Source organism: Bacillus sp. DU-106 (genome assembly GCF_004799705.1).
In the GTDB taxonomy this organism is placed as follows: domain Bacteria; phylum Bacillota; class Bacilli; order Bacillales; family Bacillaceae_G; genus Bacillus_A; species Bacillus_A cereus.
On the sequence record NZ_CP026607.1, the window covers coordinates 1128541 to 1152822 of the forward strand.

Here is a 24282-nt window from a genome sequence, read left to right on the forward strand (position 1 = left end):
AAAAGCGAAACATTTCCTGAAAATAAATGAACATGTTATCATATAGAGTGAAAAAGTGTGAAAAGAGGAGGTAAGGGATACGATGGTACATATGCATATTACAGCATGGGCGTTAGGTTTAATTTTATTCTTCGTTGCGTATTCACTTTATTCAGCAGGAAGAAAAGGGAAAGGTGTACATATGGGGCTTCGCCTAATGTATATCATTATTATTGTGACAGGCATCATGTTGTACATGAGTATTGTGAAGACAGCAACAGGTAGCATGCACATGTGGTATGGCTTAAAAATGTTAGCTGGTATTTTAGTTATCGGTGGAATGGAAATGGTTCTTGTGAAAATGAGCAAAAACAAACCAACAGGGGCGGTTTGGGGCTTATTTATTGTTGCGCTAGTAGCAGTATTTTACCTTGGGCTGAAATTACCGATTGGCTGGAAAGTATTCTAATAAAAATAAAGCCACCTTATGATCTCAAAGACTTGGGAGATTATAAGGTGGTTTTTTACTTTATCCCGTAAACATCAGATTGGTGAAGGCTAATAATCAGTGGGCTCCCCCACTGATTAAAGTTTCACTTTATGTCGCATCGATATGCAACTCTTCTCCATTTACTTTCGTAAAACGGAACATATTTTTATTTGACGTAGTGTGACGGACGAAATGGTGCTGCAGTGTACAGATCATTTCTTCGTTATCAAACAAAAGAATATTTACTCCTTCGCGTGACTCCTCTTGCGGTAAGAAAGATAAATAATTATGACAATACATGCAATCATATAAAGAGTAGTGAAGTGATTGCAATGATTCGGTTAATAATGTGAAGACAGAGTCAGGTAATTCCTCCAGCCATTCATTATAGCTAAGAAGTAACTTTTTTCGAATACGTATCATTTCACCATTTTGCAAATGGTGTTGCTCGTTGGCGATTTGTAATACATCTTGTTCATAGAAACGGGCTGGTAGCCAATTGTTATTATACAAAATTTCAAACCCATCTTCGGCAATATCTTCTAATAAAAACGCTTCATCATTTTCATCATCAAAGAATACCCACTCATTGTTTATATATTCTACATTACCGACTGTATGAGCACGGGGCTGATTATATAAAATATGTTTACGTTGTATCATACACGATTTCTCCTTTATGAAAAGTAGTTATTCCTGTTATAGACAGTTCGTGCATTCTTTATAACTAGACACATATAGACATAGGTGGGCATACAATAAAACACGTTTTACTGAGTGAAAATGCTATTCCATATGTGGATAGTAGGTTATCGTCAAGTTTTTCATTTTTTTGATCCGCACTCTTAGGGTGGGGATTACTGCACGTTCAAGAAAAGAAATAAGATGGAAGGATGATTTATATGTGCGGGATTACAGGATGGGTGGATTATAAACGCTCATTAGAAGGAGAAAGAGATGTCGTTACGAAGATGGCTGAGACGTTAGCGAAACGGGGGCCGGATGATAATAAAGTTTGGATTAAAGGAAATGTCGCATTTGGGCATAAGCGGTTAATCGTTGTGGATCCTGAGGGCGGTAAACAGCCGATGACTTGTTTAAAAGGTGAAACGAATTACGCCATTTGCTATAACGGTGAACTTTATAACACAGAAGACATTCGAAAGGAATTATTAAGAAGAGGATATACGTTCAAAGGTCATTCTGATACAGAAGTATTATTAGCTTCTTATATTGAATGGAAAGAAGAATGTGTCGATCATTTAAACGGTATATATGCGTTTGCAGTATGGGACGAACAGAAAGAACAAGTATTTATTGCGAGAGATCGATTAGGTGTAAAGCCACTTTTTTATAAATATGATAGCGGACGCTTACTATTTGGTTCGGAGTTAAAAGCGATATTGTCGCATCCAGATGTGAAGGCGGAGGTAACGTTAGAAGGATTATCAGAAATATTCGGGCTCGGACCGTCAAGAACGCCTGGCCACGGTATTTATGCTGGTATAAAAGAATTGCGTCCAGGTCATGCAATGACATTTTCAAAGAACGGTTTATGTATATGGAGATATTGGAATGTAGAAAGTAAAAAACATGAAGACTCTTTTGAAGAAACAGTAGAGAAAACGCGCTTTTTATTACAAGATGCGATTACAAGACAGCTTGTTTCTGATGTACCACTATGTACTTTTTTATCGGGTGGTGTAGATTCGAGCGCTATTACAGCTATTGCAGCGAAAGAATATGAGAGATCGGGAAAAGGGCAATTACACACGTATTCTATTGATTACGAAGATAATGACAAATACTTTAAAGCGAATGCATTCCAGCCAAATTCAGATGCTCCGTTTATTAATTTAATGACTGAGACATTTCAAACAACCCATCATCGCTGCGTCATTTCGAATGAAAAATTAGCAGAGTATTTAACTGAAGCAGTACTCGTTCGTGATTTGCCTGGTATGGCAGATATCGATTCGTCATTATTATGGTTTTGCCGAGAAATTAAACAAGATTTTGTCGTTGGCTTATCTGGAGAATGTGCAGATGAAATATTTGGTGGATATCCGTGGTTTTATAGAGAAGATGATTTACAATCGAGTGCATTTCCGTGGATGCGTTCTACAGAGGCACGTGAACAACTTCTAAAAAAAGAATGGAGAAATAAATTAAATTTACAACAATATGTACAAAGGCGCTATGAAGAGTCGATTCAAGAAGTTCCTATTTTAGAGGGGGAAAGTCCGCTAGAAGCAAAAAGACGCCAATTATTTTATTTAAATATGATATGGTTTATGACAACATTATTAGACAGAAAAGACCGCATGAGTATGGGAGCGAGCTTAGAAGTACGTGTTCCATTTGCAGATCATCGTCTTGTCGAATATGCGTGGAATATTCCTTGGGAAATGAAAATGTATAAAAACCGCGAAAAAGGTCTATTACGTAAAGCGTTAGAAGGTGTACTTCCACATGACATCTTATATAGAAAGAAGAGTCCTTATCCGAAAACGCACAATCCGCACTATACAAAAGCAGTAACAGTATGGCTTCAAAATCTATTAACGGATAAAGGTTCAATTTTACACGAACTGTTTGATAAAGAGCAGTTGAGCGGATTGATTCAGTCTGGCGGCAGTGCATTTCAAACACCATGGTTTGGTCAATTGATGACTGGGCCACAGCTTTTAGCTCATTTAGCACAAATTCATGTTTGGTTTAAAGAATATGGGGTAAATATTAAGGAATAAGGGAAAAGCGGCTTACAATTATGTAAGTCGCTTTTTATTAAAGAAATTGTCATATAAAATTCAAAATCACCTTATAAATAATACTTAATTAGAATTATTATTTTGACGTACTTATTATTACTTGTTATAATTGGAAACAAATGTTCTGAAAAAGATTCTCATTTATAAAATTGAGGTGTTAGATAGATGACAAAGAAAAGAATAGGTTTACTCGTAATGGCGTATGGAACACCAGAATCATTAGACGATGTAGAGGCATATTATACACATATCCGTCACGGGCGTACGCCATCAGAAGAAGCGCTTGAAGATTTAATTGGGCGCTATAAAGCGATTGGTGGAATTTCACCGCTTGCAAAAATTACGAAAGAACAGGCGCATAAATTAACAGATTCAATGAATAACATATTTACAGAGTATGAATTTACTTGTTACTTAGGTTTAAAACATATTGCACCATTTATAGAAGATGCTGTAGAAGAAATGAAGCGTGATGGGATCGAGCAAGCGATTAGTATCGTATTAGCGCCGCATTACTCTACATTTAGCATTAAAGCGTATAATGACCGTGCTATTCGTCTTTCAAAAGAAATCGGTGGTCCTGTTATTGAACCAATTGAACAATGGTATGATGAACCGAAATTTATTTCGTATTGGGCAGACCAAATAAAAGAGACGTTTACAGAAATTGATAATAAAGAGAAAGCAGTCGTAATTTTTTCAGCGCATAGTTTGCCGGAAAAAATTATTGCAGCAGGAGACCCTTATGTAGAACAACTAAAGCATACGGCAGATTTAATTGCAGAAGCTGCAAATATTCAAAACTATACAATCGGTTGGCAAAGTGCTGGGAATACTCCAGATCCGTGGATTGGTCCAGATGTGCAAGATTTAACGAAAGATTTATATGAAGAGCATGGGTACGAATCTTTCATATATTGCCCAGTTGGTTTTGTAGCGGAGCATTTAGAAGTTTTATATGACAACGATTATGAATGTAAAGTTGTAACTGATGAATTAAATGCCAAATATTTTAGACCAAATATGCCGAATGCACAATCAGCATTTATCGACTGTTTGGCTGAAATTGTTTCCAAAAAAGTGAAGGAAATAGTTGACAAAGATTTAGTTTTGAATAATAATTAATTTATAATAATTTTAAATAAATAATAATTACTACGAAATAAAGAGGAGGATCCCCCTAGATGAATCCAAATAATCGCTTAACAACAAACCAAGGTGCTCCAGTTGGAGACAACCAAAATTCTCGTACAGCCGGTCGTCGTGGACCAGTATTATTAGAAGACTATCATTTAGTAGAAAAACTTGCGCACTTTGATCGTGAACGTATTCCGGAGCGTGTTGTGCATGCACGTGGTGCAGGTGCTCACGGTGTATTCGTAACGAAAAATAGTATGAAGCAATATACGAAAGCTGCATTTTTACAAAATGAAGGAACTGAAACGCCTGTATTTGTTCGTTTTTCAACGGTTATTCATGGTCAAGGTTCTCCTGAAACAGCACGTGACCCACGTGGGTTCGCTGTTAAATTTTATACAGAAGAAGGAAACTACGATATCGTAGGTAATCATTTACCAGTTTTCTTCATTCGTGATGCAATTAAATTCCCTGATATGGTACATTCTTTAAAACCAGCACCTGATACGAATATTCAAACGCCAGATCGTTACTGGGATTTCATGACGTTAACTCCAGAATCTACACATATGATGACATGGGTATTTTCTGATTACGGTACACCAGCAAGTTATCGTGAGATGGAAGGTTTCGGCGTCCATTCATTTAAATGGATTAATGAAGAAGGTAAAATTGTTTATATTAAATACCACTGGAAACCACAGCAAGGTGTACGTAACTTAAATGCGAAAGAAGTGCAAGAAGTACAAGGGAAAGACTTCAATCATGCAACTCGTGACTTGTTCGACGCAATCGAAAAAGGAAATCACCCGAAATGGGATTTACACGTACAAGTTATGCAATTAGATGAAATGGACTCTTTAGACTTTGATCCACTAGATCCAACGAAAGTGTGGCCAGAAGATCGCTTCCCATTAATGGAAGTAGGGACAATGACGTTAAATCGTAATCCGAAAAACTTCTTTGCAGAAGTAGAACAAGTAGCGTTCTCTCCAAGTGCAACTGTAAATGGTATTGAGCCATCGGAAGATAAATTATTACAAGGTCGTTTATTCTCTTACCCAGATACACAGCGTTATCGTCTTGGTGCAAATTACTTACAAATTCCTGTAAACTGCCCATACGCAGCTGTTCATAATCAACAACGTGATGGTGCGATGCAAGTGAATCAAAACCCATCTACAATCAACTACGAACCGAGCCGTCATGCAGAGAATCCAGTTGAAGACCCAGCTTACTGCGATTCCACTATGAAAGTAGAAGGCTATGTATCTCGTGAAAAAATTGACAAACCAAATGACTTCAAACAAGCAGGTGAGCGTTACCGTTCATTCTCTAAAGAAGAGCAAGACAACTTAATTGCAAACTTAACAAATGACTTAAAAGACGTAAATGAACGCACGAAATTACTAGCTGTTTGTAACTTCTTCCGTGCAGATCAAGAATACGGTATGCGTTTAGCGCAGGCATTAAACGTTGATATTACGCAATATGTAGGAAATGCTCCGAAATAAATCGGAAAAGACGACTGGGTTTCGGTCGTCTTTTTTATGTGTAAAGTTACACGCGGGTATTCTTCAGTTTCGTTATGTCGGAATTTGTTGGTAAATCGATATCTTGTGTCGAAACGTTGATATATTGAAAGGAACAATCGATATATTTGAAAAATCGTTGATATATCCAAAAAAACGTTAATATATTTCCGGTTATACTAGGTGGGGTATGTTGCCCGGTGCGCAAAAAAGAGATGCAATCTATTACTAATAGATTGCATCTCTTTTTTAGTTCACTCGCTCAGCATACTCATAAGCTTTCTCCCCATGCATCGAAATATCAAGTCCCATATGTTCCTCGTGCTCATCTACCCGGACAGGGAGGAAGAAGTTGATTGCTTTAATAATGGCATACGTCATTATAATTGTGAACGCATATGTTGCGCCGATCGCTACAAGTTGTTTCAACAGCAGCGAGGCGTTTCCGTAAAATAATCCGTTAGCGCCATCGCCGTTTACGGCAGTAGTTGCAAATAATCCTGTCGCAATACCGCCCCAAGTTCCACCGATGCCGTGACATCCGAATGCATCGAGTGTATCGTCGTATCCGAATTTTGTTTTTAAGAAAAAGACCGCTCCGAAGCATAATACGCCGCCAATTGCTCCGATAAGAAGAGCTGAGAAAGGTGTAACGAACCCGCAAGCTGGTGTAATAGCGACTAGACCGGAAACGGCGCCACAAGCAGCTCCCATCGCAGTCGGTTTTGATTGGAAGAACCACTCTGAAAGCATCCAAGTTAATGCTGAGGCAGCAGCGGCTATATTTGTATTAATAAATGCAGTTAAAGCTACGTCGTTTAAGGATAATGCGCTGCCGACGTTAAAACCGAACCAGCCAAACCATAATAAGCCTGCGCCTAACATTGTAAATGGCAAATGATGAGGAGAAGAGCCATTTATGTTTTTTCGTTTTCCAAGGAAAATAGCTAATACAAGACCAGCAACTCCGGAAGTGATGTGAACGACGTTTCCGCCAGCGAAGTCTAGTGCGCCAAGTTCCCTTAGCCAACCGCCGACGCCCCATACCCAATGAGCGACAGGATTGTAAACAATCGTTGTCCATAAAAGGATAAAAATAAGAAAGGCAGAAAATCGCATTCTTTCAGCAAATGCACCTGAAATTAAAGCTGGAGTTAAAATGGCGAACATGAGTTGAAACATCATGAATAAATTGTGAGGAATAGTAGATGAGTAGTCTGGATTTGGTGCGTAGGTAACTCCGTTTAGACCGAACCAATCAAGTGTACCGATAAGCCCGTGCCAATCTGGTCCGAATGATAAAGAATAGCCGATAACAATCCATTGAATCGAAACGATAGCCATTGCACTATAACTATGCATCGTTGTACTGAGTACATTTTTGCTGCGAACCATACCTCCATAAAAAAGTGCCAATCCTGGTGTCATCAACATGACCATTACTGTCGTCACAAACATAAAAACTGTATCTCCCATATTCATGAGCTCTCCTCCTATAATGTTAGAAAAAATAACATCGTTTTGTTATGTTTCATATCATATTCGAAAAGGAACTAAAAATCAACTAAAAATTCAGAAAAAATATACATGATGTTAGAAAATGTAACATAGATTATTTTGTGAGGATTGAAATCGACATATGCGTTTCTCTCGGATAATTGGTATAATATTCTTACAATTAAAAACTTGGGGGATGCGTGTGGGAAAAATACGGACTAGGAAACTATTCATTTGTTTTTGCTTAGCTTTTGTTTTGTTTGTACCAATACATACTTTTGCAGACGAAAAAAGAGAGTGGAAAGATGAAGTTATATACTCCATTATGATTGATCGCTTCAATAATGGAGAACCGAAAAATGACAAACAATTAGAAGTTGGTAATTTAGAAGGGTATCAAGGCGGGGATATAAGAGGAATTATAAAAAGGTTGGATTACATAAAAGAAATGGGTTTTACTACCGTTATGCTTTCGCCGCTTTTTGAAAGTGGAAAGTACGATGGATTAGACGTGCGAAATTTTAAAAAGGTAAATGAACATTTCGGGACAGACAATGATGTGAAAGAACTTGTAAAAGAAGCTCATGCAAAAGGAATGAAAGTTGTATTTCAATTTCCGCTTGGAGAAAACGAACGACAGGTAATTGACGCAATGAAATGGTGGATAAAAGAAGTTGATTTAGACGGAAGTTATGTTATACATAGTGAAAAAAAGCCGCGTTCCTTTTGGGATAACGCGCAAAAAGATATGCAAGTGATAAAGAAAGATTTTCGTATTATGACAAAGGAGGATAGCGAATACAACGAAAAAATCGTAGAATCGTTTTCCGAAGCGGATGTATCGGTGAAATCGTTATACGATGTGAGTAAAAAAGAAGGGGAATTTGTTACGTTTTTAGATGATCAAGAAACAAAAAGATATGCGCGTATTGCAAAAGAAAATATGTATTATCCGCCATCACGTTTAAAACTGGCGCTTACTTATTTGTTAACATCACCTGGGATTCCGAATTTTTATTACGGAACGGAAATTGCATTAGATGGAGGAAGTGTACCCGATAATAGACGATTAATGGATTTTAAGTCAGACGAAAAATTTATGCAGCACATAACAAAACTAGGTGAAATTAGGCAGGCGAGACCGTCTTTACGACGCGGTACGTTTGAGCTTCTGTATGATAAGAGCGGGATGAGCATACTAAAACGAAAATATAAAGATGAAGTAACTTTAGTAGCAATTAATAATACGAAAGAAACACAAAAAGTCTCCTTACCTGCAAGTGCAATTGGTGAAAAACAAGAGTTAAGAGGATTGTTACAGGATGAAATTATAAGAGAGGAAAACGGAAAGTTTTATCTCGTTTTAAAACGTGAAGAATCAAATGTGTATAAAGTTAACGGAGAAACAGGTGTGAATTGGTTATTTATCTCCTTAATAATCGGTGTGAATGTATTATTTATTGCGTTTCTAATTGCAGTTAAAAGGAAGCGTAGATGAGATGAGAAATTACTCGCTCTATGTTCATGTCTTCTTATTGTATTTGTAAGTTTGTTCGGCGGGGCAATAGTGTTATTCTGTTGATATGAAATTTCTTAAGAGAAACGATGTGAGAATGAAAACGTCCCTAGTGAGAGGAGGGCCAGGTTAGGAAGAGGATTTTCTTCCTAACCTGTTTTTTGTGTTAGCACCGATAGGGAAGAATCTTTGAAGCAATCAATAATTGCAACTATATTAAATTTACATTACATTAAAAGTTAGAGAATACTCTTATACCAATACAGTGCTAAATAGTAGGTGGGAAAATGGAGTTTTACGATTTGGGTATTACCATTAAAGAGCTTAGAATTAAAAAAAATATATCACAATCCGAATTATGTCATGGAATATGTTCGCAAAGTCAAATTAGCAAAATAGAAAAAGGTGTGATTTATCCATCTAGTATATTGTTATATCAATTATCAGAAAGACTTGGTATTGACCCAAATAATATATTTGCATTAACTCAAAACAAAAAATTAAAATATGTAGAAAATGTAAAATGCGTAATAAAAGATTGCTTAAAGCAAAAACAATACAAAGAACTTTATGAAATAGTGAAAAAAGAGAAAAACGAAAATAACTTCCAATCAACAGAAGATAAACAATTTTTAATATGGCATGAAGCGATTGCTATATTTATGGTGGATAAATCAATAAAAACTGCTTTAGATTTTTTAAATAATGCATTAAAATTAACTGTAACTAATTCTGATTTTTTATCAGAAAGAGAAATAGATATTATGCAGACAATTGCTATATTCCATGGGGAAAATAAAGAATATGAAAAAAGTATTAATATATTAAGAAGGTGTTTAACTAATTTTAATGAGTTAGATTTTCCTAGAGATAAAGAAATTAAATTGAAAATTATTTTTAATTTAGCAAAAATTTTAGGTCATGCAAATCAACATGAAGAGGCAGTAAAATACAATGATATGGGTATCAAACTAGCTATTAATCTAAATACTTTATATTTACTAGGTGAATTATACTATGGAAAAGCTTGGAATTTATTGAAACTTAAACAACCTAATGAAGAAGATGTTGCAAATAACATGAAAAAAGCATTATTTATATTTGAACTAACAGAAAAAGAAAATCTGATAAAAATGGTTAAAGAAAAATATTTTGAAAACCAAACTGAAAAAAGTCACTCATAATTCATTTGGAAATCACTTGAAATATAATAAAACCTACAGGGGAAATCTCTGTAGGTTTTATACTTATAAACTTGCTTCTAAAATATTAGTGCTTAATATAAATTTTTGAATAAGAGTTTACTTAGCGCTTTAGCGTACTTTTTTATTTTGAAGCATGCATCTTTATTAAAGATGTATGCTTCTTTTTAAATCCATCCGAATATTATTGGTTCAAGTCGGAGGAAGGTACTTTGGGGTGTCTTTTCTTTAGATCTTTATCATTAACTATTTAATGTTTTTTAAATGATTACATGACATATTTTTTTTGTACCAAGCTTTGTTGATACAGTTAGATTTATCCGTTAGTGTATTCGTATTATTAGAACATCCTACAGTATTTAGGGAGAATGTGGCTAATAAAAACCATAATATTAATTTCTTCAAAAAACCACTTCTAACTCTTTTTTAATTAACATTTTTTAGATCCTTACTAATTTTACATTACATTAAAGGTTGGGAAATATTCTTATACTCATAAATTGTTACGTTTTGGCGGGGAGAGGAATTATGAGTTACAGCGATTTTTAAGATGACTTTGGCCCAGGATGTGGTTATTAAGAAAAGTAATTCAAATTGAAGGGGAAACGTCTTAAGGTATATTTTTCTTATTTTCAATAAGGTCTGCTAAATACATGTATAAAACAAATTCTACAATAAGGCCTAGTTTAATCATGCGCTCACTTGTAAAGTATTCGTATGGTTAGACTCTGTTCACTTAGTGATTTTCACCGCATACACCATTTTTCTATGGTTTGTTCTCGGAATATTGTCTCTACAAAACAAAAAACTCCTCTAATTAAGAGGAGTTTTCTTTTTAGCGGTAGTTAATGAACTGTACGTCGATTGGTAAATCAGCGCTACGAACAGCTGCGATTACTGCTTGTAAGTCATCACGGCTTTTCGCTGTAACACGTACTTGATCATCTTGTACTTGTGTTTTTACTTTTAATTTCATTTCTTTAATGATGTTGTTAATTTTTTTAGCGTTATCTTTATCGATACCTTGTTGAAGTGTTGCGCGTTGGCGAACAGTGTTGCCAGTTGCAGCTTCAACTTTTCCGTAATCTAAGTTCTTAATTGGAACGTTACGTTTTACAAGTTTAGAGATAAGAACGTCTTTTACTTGCTCTAATTTAAACTCGTCATCAGAAGTTAAAACAAGTACTTCTTTTTCTAATTTAATATCACTTTTACTTCCTTTAAAGTCATATCGGTTTTGGATTTCTTTTAATGCGATATTAATTGCGTTTGTTACTTCAGGTAATTCTACTTTCGAAACGATGTCAAAAGAACTATCTTTTGCCATAGTTAGCACCTCCAAATAAATTTCTAATCTTGTTATGTACTGTACATACTAAAGTATAGCTGAAAACGAGTCTAGACTTAAGTGTTTTCGTACTTATATTCATGTAACCTCATTTTATTATAGTGAATTTTGGGCAGTTGGACAAATACAGGAAAAATCATGTTATAATTAACTTTTGTTTGGAATGATAAAAAAGATAATTTTATATATATAGAAGGGAATTAAAAAATATGTATTTGCAAATAGGATCGATTGAACAGGTAACTGTTTTACGCGAAACAGAAATAGGATATATGGTTGGGAATGAAGAAGAAGAAATTTTCCTACATAAAAACGAAGTAGCTGGAGAAATTGAAGAAGGCGATACGATTGATGTATTCTTATACCTTGATCACCAAAATCGTATTTCAGCAACAATGAAGGAACCGATTATTACAACTTATGATTGGAACTGGGTAAAGGTTGTAGAAGTTATTCCTAGTTTAGGTGTGTTTGTTGATATTGGTGTGTCAAAAGATATACTAATTCCAGCTGATGAGTTCCCGATTTATATGCCAGTATGGCCAGAAGTAGGCGACGAATTATATTGTACGTTAAAATTAACGAATCGTGATCGTTTAATTGCTCTTCCGGCAAGAGACAGTGATATGCAAGAAATTATCGTAGATGCAACGCCATCTATGCGTAATAAAAACGTAAATGGACGTGTATATCGTTCGCTTCAAGTTGGTTCATTCATACTAACTGATGAGCATTTCCGTGCTTTCTTACACCATACAGAAAGAAAAGAACAAGTTCGCATCGGTCAGCGTGTAACGGGCCGTATTATTGACGTGAAAGATGATGGTACAATTAACATTTCACTTCTTCCTCGTAAAGAAGAAGGAATGGAAGACGATGCTGCAGTAATTTATGCATATATGGAAGAACGAGGCGGAGCAATGCCGTTTTGGGATAAGAGCCATCCAGAAGATATTAAAGAACGCTTTAACATGAGTAAAGCTGCATTTAAGCGTGCACTTGGTAAGTTGATGAAAGAAGAAAAGGTTTACCAAGAAGAAGGTTGGACTTACTTTAAGAAATAAAGTAGATGAAAGATTAAAAAGCACAACCTTATTTAAAAAAATAAGGTTGTGCTTTTTTAATTTCCTTGCGGAGAAACAAGAGTAAATGTATCTTTCAAATCACTATCATTTATTTTAATATTTGCCTTTTTTAATTCCTCTTGTAACAATTTTTTGCTGAATACAGGATCAGCAGTACGTTCTTCCTCTAAGTTTTTGCGAATAGAGTTTTTTACTTCATCGTAAGGTTTTAAATCTTTTTTATCAGTTAATTTAATAACGTGATAACCGTTTGATGATTTTACGGGATTGCTAATTTGTCCAACATTTAGTTTGTAGGCAGCCGTTTCGAATTCAGGAGCCATTGTACCTGAATTGAAGTATCCAAGGTCTCCGCCTTTATCTTTTGATAGTAGATCTTGTGATTCTTGTTTTGCTAATTCTTCAAATGAAGCACCAGCATCTAGTTTACTCTTTATTTCTTTCGCTTCATTTTCGTCACTTACTAAAATGTGACTCGCTTTAATTTCTGGCTTATAGTGGTCTTTTATGTCTTTTTCTGTAATGCTTTTCTTAATCGCTTCATTCATAGCAAGTTTGAACTTAATTTGATTTTTGAAATCCTCTTCATCTTTTAAACCATAATTTTCTAATACTTTTTTGAATTGATCTCCATATTGTTTTTTTACTTTTTCTACTTCTTTATTTACCTCTTCATCAGGTACTTTATATTTTTTTGTGATGACGTCTTGTGCCATCATTTCGTATAGCATGTCTTTTCCGTAACGATCTTTCAATTGTTTTTCGAAGTTATCCTTTGTAATGGTGGAGTCTGTTGCTGTAGCGACTGTAGCTGAGCCATTCTTTTGTCCGCAAGCAGATAGCATCAATATACTTATTAGTGCAGTAATAATGAAAATATGTTTCCCTCTCATGCCAACACCTCATCCGAATATGTTATCGCTATTGTAGAATATAGAAGTGAACATGAAGTGAATTTTTAATGTTTTTTCCTTTAAAATGTAAAAAAGTACATCAACATAATTGTTGATGTACGATGGAATCAAAGGTGATCGGTCTTTTTAGAGTATGCACGTTTACCTTGCTGAATATTTTTTTGCTCTTGCTCATTTTTTTGTGTGCGTTTTGCATTATTATCACGTGCTTTTTTGTCGTTATCACTCGTATGTGGCATATGTATCAACTCCATTTCTAAACGTTGTACGTTTATCATTTCCTTTTTCGTAAAGACTATGTATAGCGGTGCATTTATGAAGGGTAAAGGTGGATTCGAAATGGATTTGAAGTTGAATTATACTGAACTTATAAAGAAGTTAATCGTTGTAATCATCGCAGGTTTATTAAACGCGATTGGGATGAATTTATTTTTAACGCCAGCAAAAGTGTATGCGAGCGGCTTTGCTGGATTGTCTCAATTATTATCACAAATATTAGGTGATTTTTTATCGATTCACATATCTACGGGAGTATTGTTTAGCTTATTTAATATTCCTGTCGTTATTTTAGCGTGGAAAAAGGTTGGAAAGGCCTTCACCTTTTTTAGTTTTCTTTGTGTTATATTTATGACTCTGTTTCTAGAAATCATCCCTGTTAGAGCGGTTTCGAATGATATCATATTAAATGCGATTTTTGGCGGGATTATTTCGGCAATTGGAGTAGGGATTGCTTTAAAGTGGGGTGCTTCTACAGGTGGATTAGATATTATCGCCATGATTTTATCAAAAATAAAAGATAAGCCTGTCGGTACATACTTTTTCTTTTTTAATGCAATTATCATTATCGCTGCTGGCTATGTATATGGATGGGAAAAAGCGTTATATACGCTAGTGACTTTATATGTATCAACGAGAATTATTGATGCAATTCATACTCGTCATGTAAAGATTACAGCATTAATTGTTACGAAGAATGGGGCAGATGTAAGAAAGGCGATTCACTCGCGATTAGTAAGAGGGATTACAACGATACCAGCAACAGGTGCTTATACGAATGAAAATAAAGAAATGTTAATGATGGTTATTACTCGTTATGAGTTATACGAATTAGAGAGGATTATTAAACAAGTGGACCCAGGTGCATTTACAAATATACTGCAAACAGTTGGGGTGTTCGGATTGTTTCGGAAAGATTAAAGAGGACCAAAGTTGGTCCTCTTTTTTAATGTAAATTCGTAATGTTTTGCAATTGCTCTTGCATTTCACGGAGCTGAACTTTTTCAGCAGTTGAAGAGTTTGCGTAAGCGGATTGCAAAGCATTTTTTGCTCTATACACGAGATCTTGTTGCTCAGTACCGCTTGAACAAGATACGGCATTTTCAACAGCATCTCTAGCTTGTTGGAATAGTAAGTTCCCCATTTAAACCCCTCCAAAAGAAGAGTTACTTCTTGCTTTTTCTGCCTCAGCTAATGTACCTCTGTACGGGAATCTTGCATCATGCTTCATAACAGCATCGGCTCCTTGTTGGATAAAACGTTTTGATTTGTTCTTTTTACCCATTCGAAAAACCCCCTTTATTTAGCTGAAAACAATCGACGCGATGTCTCATGCGTCTACTTATAGTATGGACATTTGGCAGGAAACTATAAGTAGGGAATTTTTAGATTACAACCCAAGAACCTCTTCTAAATATAAAGCAATACCATCTTCTTCGTTCGTTAACGTCGTATGGTTTGCGAGTGATTTTAATTCAGGGATGGCATTTCCCATTGCGATGCCGTGACCAGCAAATTCAATCATTTCAAAATCATTATCTTCATCACCGAAAGCGATAATGCGCTCTTGTGGAATGTTGTAATGACTAGAAATTTTTTGTAATCCAACTGCTTTATTTAATCCGCTTTTCACAATTTCAATAATCGGCCAAGGTGCGCCCCATTTTCTATGGTCGATTACTTCCGCATGCATATCGGTTAAATGTTGACGAATTGCAGTAGAATGCTCGTCATGTGCGTCAATTAATAAGCAAGTTGGATGATCGTTTAAAATATTTAATAAGTCTCCCGTAAAAATCTTAGGAGAGCCGAATTCGAAAATATGTTTTTTATCTTCATCAATTTCACGAACATACACATCGTCCATTACTTCCGCGTATATATTTTTTACGCCAAAATCAAAGCAAGCTCGGACAATTTCTTGCGCTGTTGCTAGCTCAAGAGGAGAGTGATGTGTTCCCCAGTTTGAATCAAGAGGATGATGTACGTAAGCGCCGTTAAAGTTTACGATAGGTGTGTTAAGATCAAGTTCTTTATAGTAATCATAACTAGCACGGAATGGACGTCCTGTTGAAATAACAACAATATGTCCCTGTTCCTTTGCTTTTGCAATTGTATGTTTCGTTCGAGTGGAAATTATTTTGTTGTCTGTTAATAAAGTGCCGTCTAAGTCTAATGCGATTAAATGTTGTTTGTTCATAATTTCACCTCTTATAATAATTTTTTTGTATCTATCTGTATTTCCGTTTTTAATATGCAGAAATAAGAGGTTAGACTCGGTGAAATCACCATAGATGGAAATTTCACTATATATCCATCTTACGTCTCAAAGTGCTGTGGTGTCTACTATTTATCGTTGGAAATTAAGAAAAGTCAACATCTTTTTAGAAAGTTCAAACAATGTTTCTTTCATTATGTACAAATTGTGAAAAGGGTTACATTGCTCGTGTGATGAGGCATATAATGAACATGTAATCTTCTCGTATATGTTTGACTCTCCTTTGAAACTAGCCTAGAGTAGGTTGGTTTCTTTTTTTCTACAGGTAGGAAAGAAATCCCTGCTTACGCTTGTGTCATTCATATATATGTACAAGAATGAGATGTAGTACTGTTTCCTAAACATGACAGAAAAGCTTTCTTTTAAAATGGATATACTAATGAGGCAAGACGTCATGGAAGGAGAATGAAGATGGGACAAAATCGCAGGTTTCGTTCTGGACAAAAAGCGCCGAATGATGGCATTTACGTAGAAATTGGTGAAACGGGAAGTATGGTGAAAGATCCGCAAATGGTGAAATTAACTGCCGGTGAAAAGTTTCCGGATAACACGAATCATAACCGCCAGTGGACATATAAAAGAAAACCGTAACAGAAGCCGCAATCATTATTGCGGCTTTTTTGTCGTTACACATTGTAATTTCATTTACCGTATTTTTTAGCAGTATAATGAATGCTCTCTTTTTCTTTTTCAAATAATAAGTTTGAAAATACATAGGCAAAATTATTGTATAAAAAAGTCAGTTGGCGTATAATCAAATCAAAGGTCAAAGAAAGTCAAACTTTTGGAGGGCTGTAAAGATGGACTTAAATCAAATGACAACAAAAACACAAGAGGCGATTATGAGTGCCCAATCTTTAGCGGTATCTCATCATCACCAAGAGGTGGATACTGTTCATCTATTACTTGCATTATTAGAAGAGCAAGATGGATTAGCAGTACGTATATTTCAAAAAATGAATGTTGATATAGAAGCATTAAAGCAAGGTGCTGAAAGTTTAATTAAAAAGAAACCTTCTGTAACAGGGAGCGGTGCAGAAGTTGGAAAATTGTATGTAACGAGCGCTCTGCAACAACTTCTTGTAAGAGCAGGGAAAGAAGCAGAAAAACTGCAGGATGATTACATTTCAGTAGAACATGTATTGCTTGCTTTTTCTGAAGAAAAAGGCGATATAAATCAATTATTTACAAGATTGCATATTACGAAAGATAACTTATTACAGTCTTTAATGACAGTTCGGGGGAATCAAAGAGTGACGAGTCAAAATCCAGAAGCAACTTATGAAGCGTTAGAAAAATATGGCCGTGATTTAGTGGCGGAAGTGAGAGCAGGGAAAATCGATCCTGTAATCGGCCGTGATAGTGAAATACGACGTGTAATTCGTATTCTTTCACGTAAAACGAAAAACAATCCTGTTTTAATTGGGGAGCCAGGTGTTGGTAAAACAGCAATCGTTGAAGGGCTAGCACAGCGTATCGTGAAAAAGGATGTACCTGAAGGATTGAAAGATAGAACGATTTTTGCGTTAGATATGAGTGCGCTCGTAGCAGGTGCGAAATTCCGTGGTGAGTTCGAAGAGCGTCTGCAAGCTGTATTAAATGAAATTAAAAAGAGTGAAGGACGCATTTTATTATTCATTGATGAACTTCATACAATAGTTGGAGCTGGTAAAACAGAGGGAGCCATGGATGCAGGAAATATGTTAAAACCGATGCTTGCGCGCGGTGAACTGCATTGTATCGGGGCGACGACGCTCGATGAATATCGCAAATATATTGAGAAAGATCCAGCGCTAGAAAGACGTTTCCAACAAGTATTAGCAGAAGAACCAACTGTTGAAGATACAATTTCCATTTTACGTGGATTAAAAGAACGCTTTGAAATTTATCACGGTGTAAATATTCATGACCGTGCGATTGTAGCAGCGTCAGTTTTATCAGATCGATATATTTCAGATCGCTTCTTACCTGATAAAGCAATTGACCTTGTTGATGAAGCGTGTGCAACAATTCGTACAGAAATTGATTCTATGCCAACAGAATTAGATGAAGTAACGCGCCGCATTATGCAGCTGGAAATTGAAGAAGCAGCTCTTGGGAAAGAAACGGATCGTGGTAGCCAAGAGCGTCTAAAAACATTGCAACGTGAATTATCGGATTTAAAAGAAGTTGCAAGTGGCATGAGAGCGAAATGGGAGAAAGAAAAAGAAGACATTCACAAAGTTCGTGACTTACGTGAACATTTAGAACGTTTGCGTCGTGAATTAGAAGAAGCAGAAGGCAATTACGATTTAAATAAAGCAGCCGAACTTCGTCACGGGAAAATTCCCGCAATTGAAAAAGAGTTAAAAGAAGCGGAAGAAATGGGCGCGCATAATAAACAAGAAAATCGTTTATTACGTGAGGAAGTAAGTGAAGAAGAAATTGCAGATATTGTTTCACGCTGGACTGGTATTCCTGTTGCGAAACTCGTGGAAGGTGAACGCGAGAAATTATTACGCTTAGAGCAAATCTTATCAGAGCGTGTCATCGGACAAGAGGAAGCAGTAAGCTTAGTGTCAGACGCAGTTCTTCGTGCTCGCGCTGGTATTAAAGATCCGAACCGCCCGATTGGTTCTTTCATCTTCTTAGGACCAACAGGTGTTGGTAAAACAGAACTTGCAAAAACGTTAGCCCAGTCTTTATTCGATAGTGAAGAGCAAATGATTCGCATTGACATGTCTGAGTATATGGAAAAACACGCCGTGTCTCGCTTAATTGGTGCACCTCCTGGATATGTAGGATATGAAGAAGGCGGTCAATTAACAGAAGCGGTAAGACGTAAACCATATTCCGTTGTTTTATTAGATGAAATTGAAAAAGCACATCCAGAAGTATTCAACATTTTATTACAAATGTTAGATGATGGACGCATTACAGATTCGCAAGGTCGTACAGTGGACTTTAAAAATACAGTTATTATTATGACTTCAAATATTGGATCTGCTCATTTACTAGATGGATTAGAAGAAGATGGTTCCATTAAAGAGGAATCAAGAGACCTTGTAATGGGGCAATTAAGAGGACATTTCCGCCCTGAATTTTTAAACCGTGTGGATGAAATTATTTTATTCAAACCTCTTACAACGAATGAAATTAAAGGCATTGTTGATAAAATTGTAAAAGAACTACAAGGTCGTCTAGCTGACCGTCACATTACAGTAGAATTAACAGATGCAGCAAAAGAATTTGTTGTGGAAGCCGGTTTCGACCCAATGTACGGAGCTCGTCCATTAAAACGGTACGTACAGCGTCAAGTGGAAACGAAATTAGCACGAGAATTAATTGCAGGAACAATTACTGATAATAGTCACGTAGTTGTTGATGTAGAAAATAACGAGTTAGTCGTTCATGTGAAATAAAAATAAAAAAGAGTTCGGATAAAATCCGGACTCTTTTTTTAGTGTTGTTCTACTGGCTCGTTTGGAATTGCAGCTGAAATTGCTAGTACTAACACAGCAAGAACAACTGAGAAAATAGACGCTTGGTTAAAGTCGTATGTACCGCCAGTCATAGAGCCGATTACATAGCTCATCATATGTACAAGTAAGAACGACCAAATTAATGCCCAAATGAAACGCATATTTTACACCTCTATTCGTTCAATCTGTCCTTATTGTAACACAATTGAAAAAAGAATATAGAAAAATATTTGTAGATTTTTCAACGCAAATTTGCATTCCGTTCATACATTATAAAAGAGTGGTTTTATATGTTTAGAAAATAAGGCGGGGGAAAAATGAGTATTACGGAACGTTTTTTTTACTTAGAAAAAGAACCATGTGTCATTTATTTACCGGAGAAGCCAAATGGATTTTCTGTTATGCTCCTCGGTGATTATAACTACTTTATTGAGAATGGTACAAGTTTATGGACACAGCATGCGGGTAGATCTTATTTTTTACATGGCCTTATTGAGCAAGGCTACACAGTCTTTTCTTCTAATTTATACGGAAGACATTGGGGAAACGACCAATCTGTTCGTCTAGCGAAACGTTTATATGACGTTGTGTTGAGAAAAGAGACATTGAATGCGAAAATGCATATTATGGCAGATGGTATGGGAGCACTTGTAGCACTCGAAATGATGAACAAATACCCTGAGTGTATACGCTCTGTCATTATGTTAAATCCGTGTTTAGATTTACCAGAATATGTGGAGTTTGAGAAAGAGCATAAGTTTTTTTACAAGAGACTCGTGAAGGAATTAAGTTTGGCGTATGATGCCAAAGAAGAAGAATTAGAATCAAAAATAAATAAGAAATCATTTACGCTTCTTCCATCTTGTGTACCTGTTAAAATTTTCGTATCAACACAAGAAAAAAGAGGAAGAAAACAGCAGTTGCGTAGATATGAGAAAATGAGGCAACTAAATCAATGTGATACTTCTGTCTTGTTCCATCTGCAAGATGTGAAATATAAAATGGTTAGGCAAACGACCGATTTCTTTAAAAAATATGAAGAAGAATTATGAAGCTCCCATATACATAAATGAGGAGCTATTTGTTTCAGAGGGAAAGGGTTGGTGGTATGGAACGCGTGCTAATTGTAGGTGCACTTACGTTTGTAGGTTATCACCTTGTAAATAAAATGATTGCAGAAGAAGTGGAAGTATATGGTCTTGATTTTGATGAATTCGATAGTATGACGAAAATTAATGAAGAGAAGTTATTATTAATTGGGCGAAATGCATTATTTACGTATTATTCGATAAGAGATGAAGATGGATGGAGATCGGTTGAGGAAGAGAGATTCGATACTGTTTACTTTTGCTTATATGAGCCAAATCAGCAAAGTGGATTTCGGAATGAAAGAGTCATATTACAATATTTAAAGCGAATTATAAGAATGTGTGAAGAACAAAAAGTGAAGTTAAATTTAATTTCTTCTATTGAAGTAGGCAGTACAGATGAATCCGAAAATAAGCGACTATTTTTGAAAGTAGAAGAAGGATTGAAAAAAGGGAATTTACAATATAGTGTATTTCGAGTTCCAACATTATATGGACCGTGGCAACCGTCCTTTATGATGTTTCATCAGCTTATTTTATCAGAATTAGGTGAAAAAGAGTGCCGTTGTACGATTGAGGAAAAGGGGAATGATTTACTTTACGTTGAAGATGTATGTGAATACTTATGGGAAAATGGAACGAACGGGGCGCATCTTGGTATATACAATTTACTTAGTGGTAAACAGTCATTATGGGAAAAAGGTATGAATCTTTTACGCGCGGATGATAAAGTAAATAAAAATAATAACGAAGTAAGAGATGAGGCTATCAAGGTAATTTCAATAAAAAGAAATACTCCGTTAGAATACGGTTTAAATAAGCAACTGGCACACATGAAAAAATATAAAGAGTTATACGAAGGGTAGTACGCGTGTTACACTATTGTATGTGAAAGTTTTAATGGAGAGGAAGAGCATAATATGAACGAAAAAAGCATGCAGTTTTTACAAATCGCAATGAAGCATTTACCGGAAGCAAAGGCAATTTTAGATGATAATGGAATTGCACTTGATATGGAGAAGGCACAGCCGGTGTTAGAGTTGTTAATGAAAGTTATGAACGAGGCCTATGAGCTCGGGAAAGCAGATAAAGAATAAAAAGAATAAAAAGCATCTTTTTAAGATGGAAGAGAGGCCCGAACCGTGGATAGAAGCGGTCAGGGCCTTTTTTATTCTCGCCTGGGGGAAAACCAGAGATATGAAGAGGATAAAGGAAAAGTAGTGAGGAGAACTCTCTAGTTTAGAAGGAAAGCAGATAAAGAATAAAAAAGCATCTTTTTAGATGAAAGAGAGGATCGAACTGTAAATAGAAGCGGTTTGAGTCTTTTTATATTTGAGAGGTATGTTTCTGTTTCTTTTAATGAAAAATAACGTGAATAATGCGTTAGCTTTCTGTTTTATGCGAAATATATTCTAGACAAAAATACATTTATGTTTTAAAATTAGTACCAAGTCATAATAATTGATATAAAACGGAGGGCTGCGATGTGAACGTGGGCATTTTAGGGATCGGAAGATATGTGCCAGAAAAAGTAGTCACAAATCACGATTTAGAGAAAATAATGGAAACATCCGATGAATGGATTCGTACGAGAACGGGAATTGCAGAAAGACGCATTGCCGATGATACAATAGATACTTCATATATGGCCGTAGAGGCTTCTAAAAAAGCACTTGAAGATGCAGGAATTAGCGGAGAGGATATCGATCTTATTTTAGTAGCAACAGTAACACCAGATCGTGCTTTTCCAGCAGTTGCTTGTGTAATTCAAGAAGCAATAGGAGCGAAACATGCAGCCGCAATGGATTTAAGTGCAGCATGTGCTGGTTTTATGTACGGAATGATTACAGCGCAGCAATTTATTCAAACAGGAACGTATAAAAATGTATTAGTAGTTGGTAGTGATAAACTATCTAAAATTGTAGACTGGAACGATCGAAATACAGCAGTACTATTTGGAGACGGAGCCGGTGCTGTCGTAATGGGAGCTGTTTCAGAAGGTAAAGGCGTTCTATCTTTTGAATTAGGAGCAGACGGAAGTGGCGGCAAGCACCTTTATCAAGACGAGTATGTTATGATGAATGGCAGAGAAGTGTTTAAATTTGCCGTTCGTCAACTTGGTGATTCTTGTCTTCGCGTTTTAGATAAAGCTGGTCTTACGAAAGAAGATGTGGATTTCTTAGTACCGCATCAAGCAAACATTCGTATTATGGAATCTGCAAGAGAGAGGTTAAATTTACCACAAGAAAAAATGAGTATGACGATTGAGAAGTTCGGTAATACATCAGCTTCTTCAATTCCGATTGCAATGGTAGAGGAATTGCAAAACGGACGTATTCAAGACGGTGATTTAATTATACTTGTTGGTTTTGGCGGCGGATTAACATGGGGAGCAGTCGCTCTTCGTTGGGGTAAATAAGGACTGAGAGAAAAAAAGGAGTGTATTTTGTATGGAAAAAAAGAGGGTCGTAATTACAGGACTAGGAGCTGTTACACCGGTCGGAACAGATGTTGAAACAGCGTGGGAAAACATTAAAAAGGGTGTATCTGGAATCGGGCGACTTACAAGAATTGATCCAGAACTATTTCCAGCAAAAGTAGCAGCGGAAATTAACGACTTTGAAGTCGAGAAATATATTGATAAAAAAGAAGCGCGCCGTATGGATCGCTTTACACAATATGCAGTAGCAGCAGCGAAAATGGCAGTTGCAGATGCAAAGCTTGAAATTACAGAAGAAAACGGACCTCGAATTGGTGTATGGATTGGATCTGGTATTGGCGGTATGGAAACATACGAAGAACAATTTAAGATTTTTACTGAGAAAGGCCCACGCCGCGTGAGCCCATTCTTCGTGCCGATGATGATTCCAGATATGGCAGCAGGTCAAGTATCAATCGCAACAGGAGCAAAAGGAATTAACACTTGTTCTGTAACGGCTTGTGCATCTGGTGCAAACTCAATTGGTGATGCATTTAAAGCAATTCAGCGTGGTGATGCTGATGCAATGATTACAGGCGGAGCAGAAGCACCGCTAACAAGTATGGCATTCGCAGGATTTAGCTCAGCGAAAGCATTAACATTTAATGAAGACCCAGCAACGGCTTGCCGTCCATTTGATAAAAACCGTAGCGGTTTCGTAATGGGTGAAGGTTCAGGTATTCTAATTCTTGAAGAATTAGAGCACGCATTAGCACGCGGTGCTCACATTTACGCGGAAATTGCTGGTTATGGTGCAACTGGAGATGCGTTCCATATTACAATGCCTGCTCCTGGTGGGGAAGGCGGAGTGCGTGCAATGCGTCAAGCTTTAGCTGATGCAGGCCTACAGCCAGAAGATATTGATTACATTAATGCGCACGGTACAAGTACTGATGCGAATGAAAAATATGAAACGATGGCAATTAAAGAAACTTTCGGCGAGCACGCGTATAAAGTAGCGATTAGCTCAACGAAATCAATGACAGGTCACTTATTAGGAGCAGCTGGTGCTGTTGAAGCGATTTTCTCTATTAAATCAATTACAGACGGAGTAATTCCTCCAACAATTAACTATGAGACACCAGATCCAGAATGTGACTTAGATTACGTACCAAATCAAGCGAGACACCAAGAAGTAAATGCAGTATTAAGTAACTCATTAGGATTCGGTGGTCATAACGCAGTGTTAGTATTTAAATCGTATAAATAATCGATGAAATAAGGAGTTT

At 36.2% G+C, this 24282-nt stretch carries 24 protein-coding genes; 15 read left to right on the forward strand and 9 right to left on the reverse strand.

The annotated features are described in order from the left end of the window. Window positions 1-82 precede the first annotated feature (82 nt). Window positions 83-448, forward strand: coding sequence for a YisL family protein (locus tag C3Y97_RS05830; RefSeq protein ID WP_121868122.1), 366 nt, complete (start codon window positions 83-85; stop codon window positions 446-448). Between the two features lie 129 nt (window positions 449-577). Here the strand turns inward: C3Y97_RS05830 and C3Y97_RS05835 are convergent, their stop codons facing one another. After that, window positions 578-1132 (reverse strand): DUF2777 domain-containing protein, encoded by a 555-nt coding sequence (locus tag C3Y97_RS05835; RefSeq protein WP_000616046.1) that lies wholly within the window; start codon window positions 1130-1132, stop codon window positions 578-580. A 239-nt stretch (window positions 1133-1371) separates the two neighbouring features. On the opposite strand from C3Y97_RS05835, the gene asnB reads away from it, so the two are divergent. The 3 genes from asnB to katB all read left to right on the forward strand — a co-directional run bounded on the left by asnB (window position 1372) and on the right by katB (window position 5891). Next, on the forward strand, window positions 1372-3219 hold the full coding sequence (asnB, locus tag C3Y97_RS05840; protein WP_136363190.1) for an asparagine synthase (glutamine-hydrolyzing): 1848 nt from the start codon (window positions 1372-1374) through the stop codon (window positions 3217-3219). Between the two features lie 186 nt (window positions 3220-3405). Further along, on the forward strand, window positions 3406-4365 hold the full coding sequence (gene hemH, locus C3Y97_RS05845) for a ferrochelatase (protein WP_078385730.1): 960 nt from the start codon (window positions 3406-3408) through the stop codon (window positions 4363-4365). 59 nt (window positions 4366-4424) lie between these two features. Then, a complete protein-coding gene (gene katB / locus C3Y97_RS05850) occupies window positions 4425-5891 on the forward strand; it encodes a catalase KatB (RefSeq protein WP_136363192.1) in 1467 nt (488 codons plus the stop codon). A 267-nt stretch (window positions 5892-6158) separates the two neighbouring features. Here katB and C3Y97_RS05855 read toward each other — a convergent pair whose 3' ends face one another. After that, on the reverse strand, window positions 6159-7391 hold the full coding sequence (locus C3Y97_RS05855; RefSeq protein WP_136363194.1) for an ammonium transporter: 1233 nt from the start codon (window positions 7389-7391) through the stop codon (window positions 6159-6161). A 157-nt stretch (window positions 7392-7548) separates the two neighbouring features. Here C3Y97_RS05855 and C3Y97_RS05860 point away from each other — a divergent pair, with 157 nt between their 5' ends. Further along, the gene (locus C3Y97_RS05860) at window positions 7549-8904 is read left to right on the forward strand and encodes an alpha-amylase family glycosyl hydrolase (RefSeq protein WP_002182543.1); all 1356 of its coding nucleotides are present in this window, start codon (window positions 7549-7551) and stop codon (window positions 8902-8904) included. A gap of 305 nt (window positions 8905-9209) precedes the next feature. Beyond that, on the forward strand, window positions 9210-10106 hold the full coding sequence (locus C3Y97_RS05865; protein ID WP_086407899.1) for a helix-turn-helix domain-containing protein: 897 nt from the start codon (window positions 9210-9212) through the stop codon (window positions 10104-10106). 853 nt (window positions 10107-10959) lie between these two features. On the opposite strand, the gene C3Y97_RS05875 is transcribed toward C3Y97_RS05865, so the two are convergent. Next, window positions 10960-11451 carry a YajQ family cyclic di-GMP-binding protein gene (locus C3Y97_RS05875; protein WP_001040149.1) on the reverse strand — a complete coding sequence of 164 codons (492 nt, stop codon included), beginning with the start codon at window positions 11449-11451 and terminating at the stop codon, window positions 10960-10962. 230 nt (window positions 11452-11681) lie between these two features. On the opposite strand from C3Y97_RS05875, the gene C3Y97_RS05880 reads away from it, so the two are divergent. Further along, a complete protein-coding gene (locus C3Y97_RS05880; RefSeq protein ID WP_000281260.1) occupies window positions 11682-12536 on the forward strand; it encodes a CvfB family protein in 855 nt (284 codons plus the stop codon). A 56-nt stretch (window positions 12537-12592) separates the two neighbouring features. Here the strand turns inward: C3Y97_RS05880 and prsA are convergent, their stop codons facing one another. Both prsA and C3Y97_RS05890 read right to left on the reverse strand, forming a co-directional pair. Continuing rightward, complete coding sequence (prsA, locus tag C3Y97_RS05885; protein ID WP_065704601.1) at window positions 12593-13450, reverse strand: peptidylprolyl isomerase PrsA; 858 nt, start codon at window positions 13448-13450, stop codon at window positions 12593-12595. A gap of 128 nt (window positions 13451-13578) precedes the next feature. Continuing rightward, window positions 13579-13710 carry a DUF3941 domain-containing protein gene (locus C3Y97_RS05890; protein ID WP_001120851.1) on the reverse strand — a complete coding sequence of 44 codons (132 nt, stop codon included), beginning with the start codon at window positions 13708-13710 and terminating at the stop codon, window positions 13579-13581. Between the two features lie 100 nt (window positions 13711-13810). On the opposite strand from C3Y97_RS05890, the gene C3Y97_RS05895 reads away from it, so the two are divergent. Then, window positions 13811-14668, forward strand: coding sequence for a YitT family protein (locus C3Y97_RS05895; RefSeq protein WP_000364431.1), 858 nt, complete (start codon window positions 13811-13813; stop codon window positions 14666-14668). Window positions 14669-14693: 25 nt separating this feature from the next. On the opposite strand, the gene C3Y97_RS05900 is transcribed toward C3Y97_RS05895, so the two are convergent. From C3Y97_RS05900 to C3Y97_RS05910, 3 genes are all read right to left on the reverse strand, one after another. Beyond that, entirely contained in the window at window positions 14694-14891 is a 198-nt protein-coding gene (locus C3Y97_RS05900; protein ID WP_000527407.1) for a DUF3813 domain-containing protein, read from the reverse strand. Beyond that, window positions 14892-15032, reverse strand: coding sequence for a hypothetical protein (locus C3Y97_RS05905; RefSeq protein WP_000516816.1), 141 nt, complete (start codon window positions 15030-15032; stop codon window positions 14892-14894). Window positions 15033-15137: 105 nt separating this feature from the next. Continuing rightward, a complete protein-coding gene (locus C3Y97_RS05910; RefSeq protein WP_001041232.1) occupies window positions 15138-15947 on the reverse strand; it encodes a Cof-type HAD-IIB family hydrolase in 810 nt (269 codons plus the stop codon). A 489-nt stretch (window positions 15948-16436) separates the two neighbouring features. Between C3Y97_RS05910 and C3Y97_RS05915 the strand changes: the two genes are divergently transcribed. Together C3Y97_RS05915 and clpB are read left to right on the forward strand one after the other, a co-directional pair. Next, window positions 16437-16616 carry a YjzC family protein gene (locus C3Y97_RS05915; RefSeq protein ID WP_000531421.1) on the forward strand — a complete coding sequence of 60 codons (180 nt, stop codon included), beginning with the start codon at window positions 16437-16439 and terminating at the stop codon, window positions 16614-16616. 209 nt (window positions 16617-16825) lie between these two features. Further along, window positions 16826-19426, forward strand: coding sequence for an ATP-dependent chaperone ClpB (clpB, locus tag C3Y97_RS05920; protein ID WP_000365401.1), 2601 nt, complete (start codon window positions 16826-16828; stop codon window positions 19424-19426). Window positions 19427-19464: 38 nt separating this feature from the next. Here clpB and C3Y97_RS05925 read toward each other — a convergent pair whose 3' ends face one another. Beyond that, window positions 19465-19647 carry a YjzD family protein gene (locus C3Y97_RS05925; protein WP_001211116.1) on the reverse strand — a complete coding sequence of 61 codons (183 nt, stop codon included), beginning with the start codon at window positions 19645-19647 and terminating at the stop codon, window positions 19465-19467. Window positions 19648-19803: 156 nt separating this feature from the next. Here C3Y97_RS05925 and C3Y97_RS05930 point away from each other — a divergent pair, with 156 nt between their 5' ends. The 5 genes from C3Y97_RS05930 (at window position 19804) to fabF (ending at window position 24263) form a co-directional block, all read left to right on the forward strand. Beyond that, window positions 19804-20538 carry a lipase family protein gene (locus C3Y97_RS05930; RefSeq protein WP_000028712.1) on the forward strand — a complete coding sequence of 245 codons (735 nt, stop codon included), beginning with the start codon at window positions 19804-19806 and terminating at the stop codon, window positions 20536-20538. 29 nt (window positions 20539-20567) lie between these two features. After that, the gene (locus tag C3Y97_RS05935; RefSeq protein ID WP_002204825.1) at window positions 20568-21440 is read left to right on the forward strand and encodes an NAD-dependent epimerase/dehydratase family protein; all 873 of its coding nucleotides are present in this window, start codon (window positions 20568-20570) and stop codon (window positions 21438-21440) included. 54 nt (window positions 21441-21494) lie between these two features. After that, on the forward strand, window positions 21495-21671 hold the full coding sequence (locus C3Y97_RS05940; RefSeq protein WP_001986215.1) for a ComZ family protein: 177 nt from the start codon (window positions 21495-21497) through the stop codon (window positions 21669-21671). A 389-nt stretch (window positions 21672-22060) separates the two neighbouring features. Then, window positions 22061-22993 (forward strand): beta-ketoacyl-ACP synthase III, encoded by a 933-nt coding sequence (gene fabH / locus C3Y97_RS05945; RefSeq protein ID WP_001100547.1) that lies wholly within the window; start codon window positions 22061-22063, stop codon window positions 22991-22993. Window positions 22994-23024: 31 nt separating this feature from the next. After that, window positions 23025-24263, forward strand: a complete 1239-nt coding sequence (gene fabF / locus C3Y97_RS05950; protein ID WP_000412656.1) for a beta-ketoacyl-ACP synthase II — start codon at window positions 23025-23027, stop codon at window positions 24261-24263. The last annotated feature ends 19 nt before the right edge of the window (window positions 24264-24282 follow it).

Excerpts from the sequence above, each read along its gene's own strand:
- C3Y97_RS05905 (WP_000516816.1), bottom strand. The coding sequence starts at position 15,032 with ATGGGTAAAAAGAACAAATCAAAACGTTTTATCCAACAAGGAGCCGAT.
- C3Y97_RS05835 (WP_000616046.1), bottom strand. The coding sequence starts at position 1,132 with ATGATACAACGTAAACATATTTTATATAATCAGCCCCGTGCTCATACA.
- C3Y97_RS05875 (WP_001040149.1), bottom strand. The coding sequence starts at position 11,451 with ATGGCAAAAGATAGTTCTTTTGACATCGTTTCGAAAGTAGAATTACCT.
- C3Y97_RS05895 (WP_000364431.1), top strand. The coding sequence starts at position 13,811 with ATGGATTTGAAGTTGAATTATACTGAACTTATAAAGAAGTTAATCGTT.
- C3Y97_RS05930 (WP_000028712.1), top strand. The coding sequence starts at position 19,804 with ATGAGTATTACGGAACGTTTTTTTTACTTAGAAAAAGAACCATGTGTC.
- C3Y97_RS05855 (WP_136363194.1), bottom strand. The coding sequence starts at position 7,391 with ATGAATATGGGAGATACAGTTTTTATGTTTGTGACGACAGTAATGGTC.
- clpB (WP_000365401.1), top strand. The coding sequence starts at position 16,826 with ATGGACTTAAATCAAATGACAACAAAAACACAAGAGGCGATTATGAGT.
- C3Y97_RS05925 (WP_001211116.1), bottom strand. The coding sequence starts at position 19,647 with ATGCGTTTCATTTGGGCATTAATTTGGTCGTTCTTACTTGTACATATG.
- C3Y97_RS05880 (WP_000281260.1), top strand. The coding sequence starts at position 11,682 with ATGTATTTGCAAATAGGATCGATTGAACAGGTAACTGTTTTACGCGAA.
- C3Y97_RS05865 (WP_086407899.1), top strand. The coding sequence starts at position 9,210 with ATGGAGTTTTACGATTTGGGTATTACCATTAAAGAGCTTAGAATTAAA.
- C3Y97_RS05910 (WP_001041232.1), bottom strand. The coding sequence starts at position 15,947 with ATGAACAAACAACATTTAATCGCATTAGACTTAGACGGCACTTTATTA.
- katB (WP_136363192.1), top strand. The coding sequence starts at position 4,425 with ATGAATCCAAATAATCGCTTAACAACAAACCAAGGTGCTCCAGTTGGA.
- fabF (WP_000412656.1), top strand. The coding sequence starts at position 23,025 with ATGGAAAAAAAGAGGGTCGTAATTACAGGACTAGGAGCTGTTACACCG.
- C3Y97_RS05940 (WP_001986215.1), top strand. The coding sequence starts at position 21,495 with ATGAACGAAAAAAGCATGCAGTTTTTACAAATCGCAATGAAGCATTTA.
- C3Y97_RS05860 (WP_002182543.1), top strand. The coding sequence starts at position 7,549 with ATGCGTTTCTCTCGGATAATTGGTATAATATTCTTACAATTAAAAACT.
- C3Y97_RS05900 (WP_000527407.1), bottom strand. The coding sequence starts at position 14,891 with ATGGGGAACTTACTATTCCAACAAGCTAGAGATGCTGTTGAAAATGCC.
- asnB (WP_136363190.1), top strand. The coding sequence starts at position 1,372 with ATGTGCGGGATTACAGGATGGGTGGATTATAAACGCTCATTAGAAGGA.
- hemH (WP_078385730.1), top strand. The coding sequence starts at position 3,406 with ATGACAAAGAAAAGAATAGGTTTACTCGTAATGGCGTATGGAACACCA.
- C3Y97_RS05890 (WP_001120851.1), bottom strand. The coding sequence starts at position 13,710 with ATGCCACATACGAGTGATAACGACAAAAAAGCACGTGATAATAATGCA.
- C3Y97_RS05830 (WP_121868122.1), top strand. The coding sequence starts at position 83 with ATGGTACATATGCATATTACAGCATGGGCGTTAGGTTTAATTTTATTC.
- C3Y97_RS05915 (WP_000531421.1), top strand. The coding sequence starts at position 16,437 with ATGGGACAAAATCGCAGGTTTCGTTCTGGACAAAAAGCGCCGAATGAT.
- prsA (WP_065704601.1), bottom strand. The coding sequence starts at position 13,450 with ATGAGAGGGAAACATATTTTCATTATTACTGCACTAATAAGTATATTG.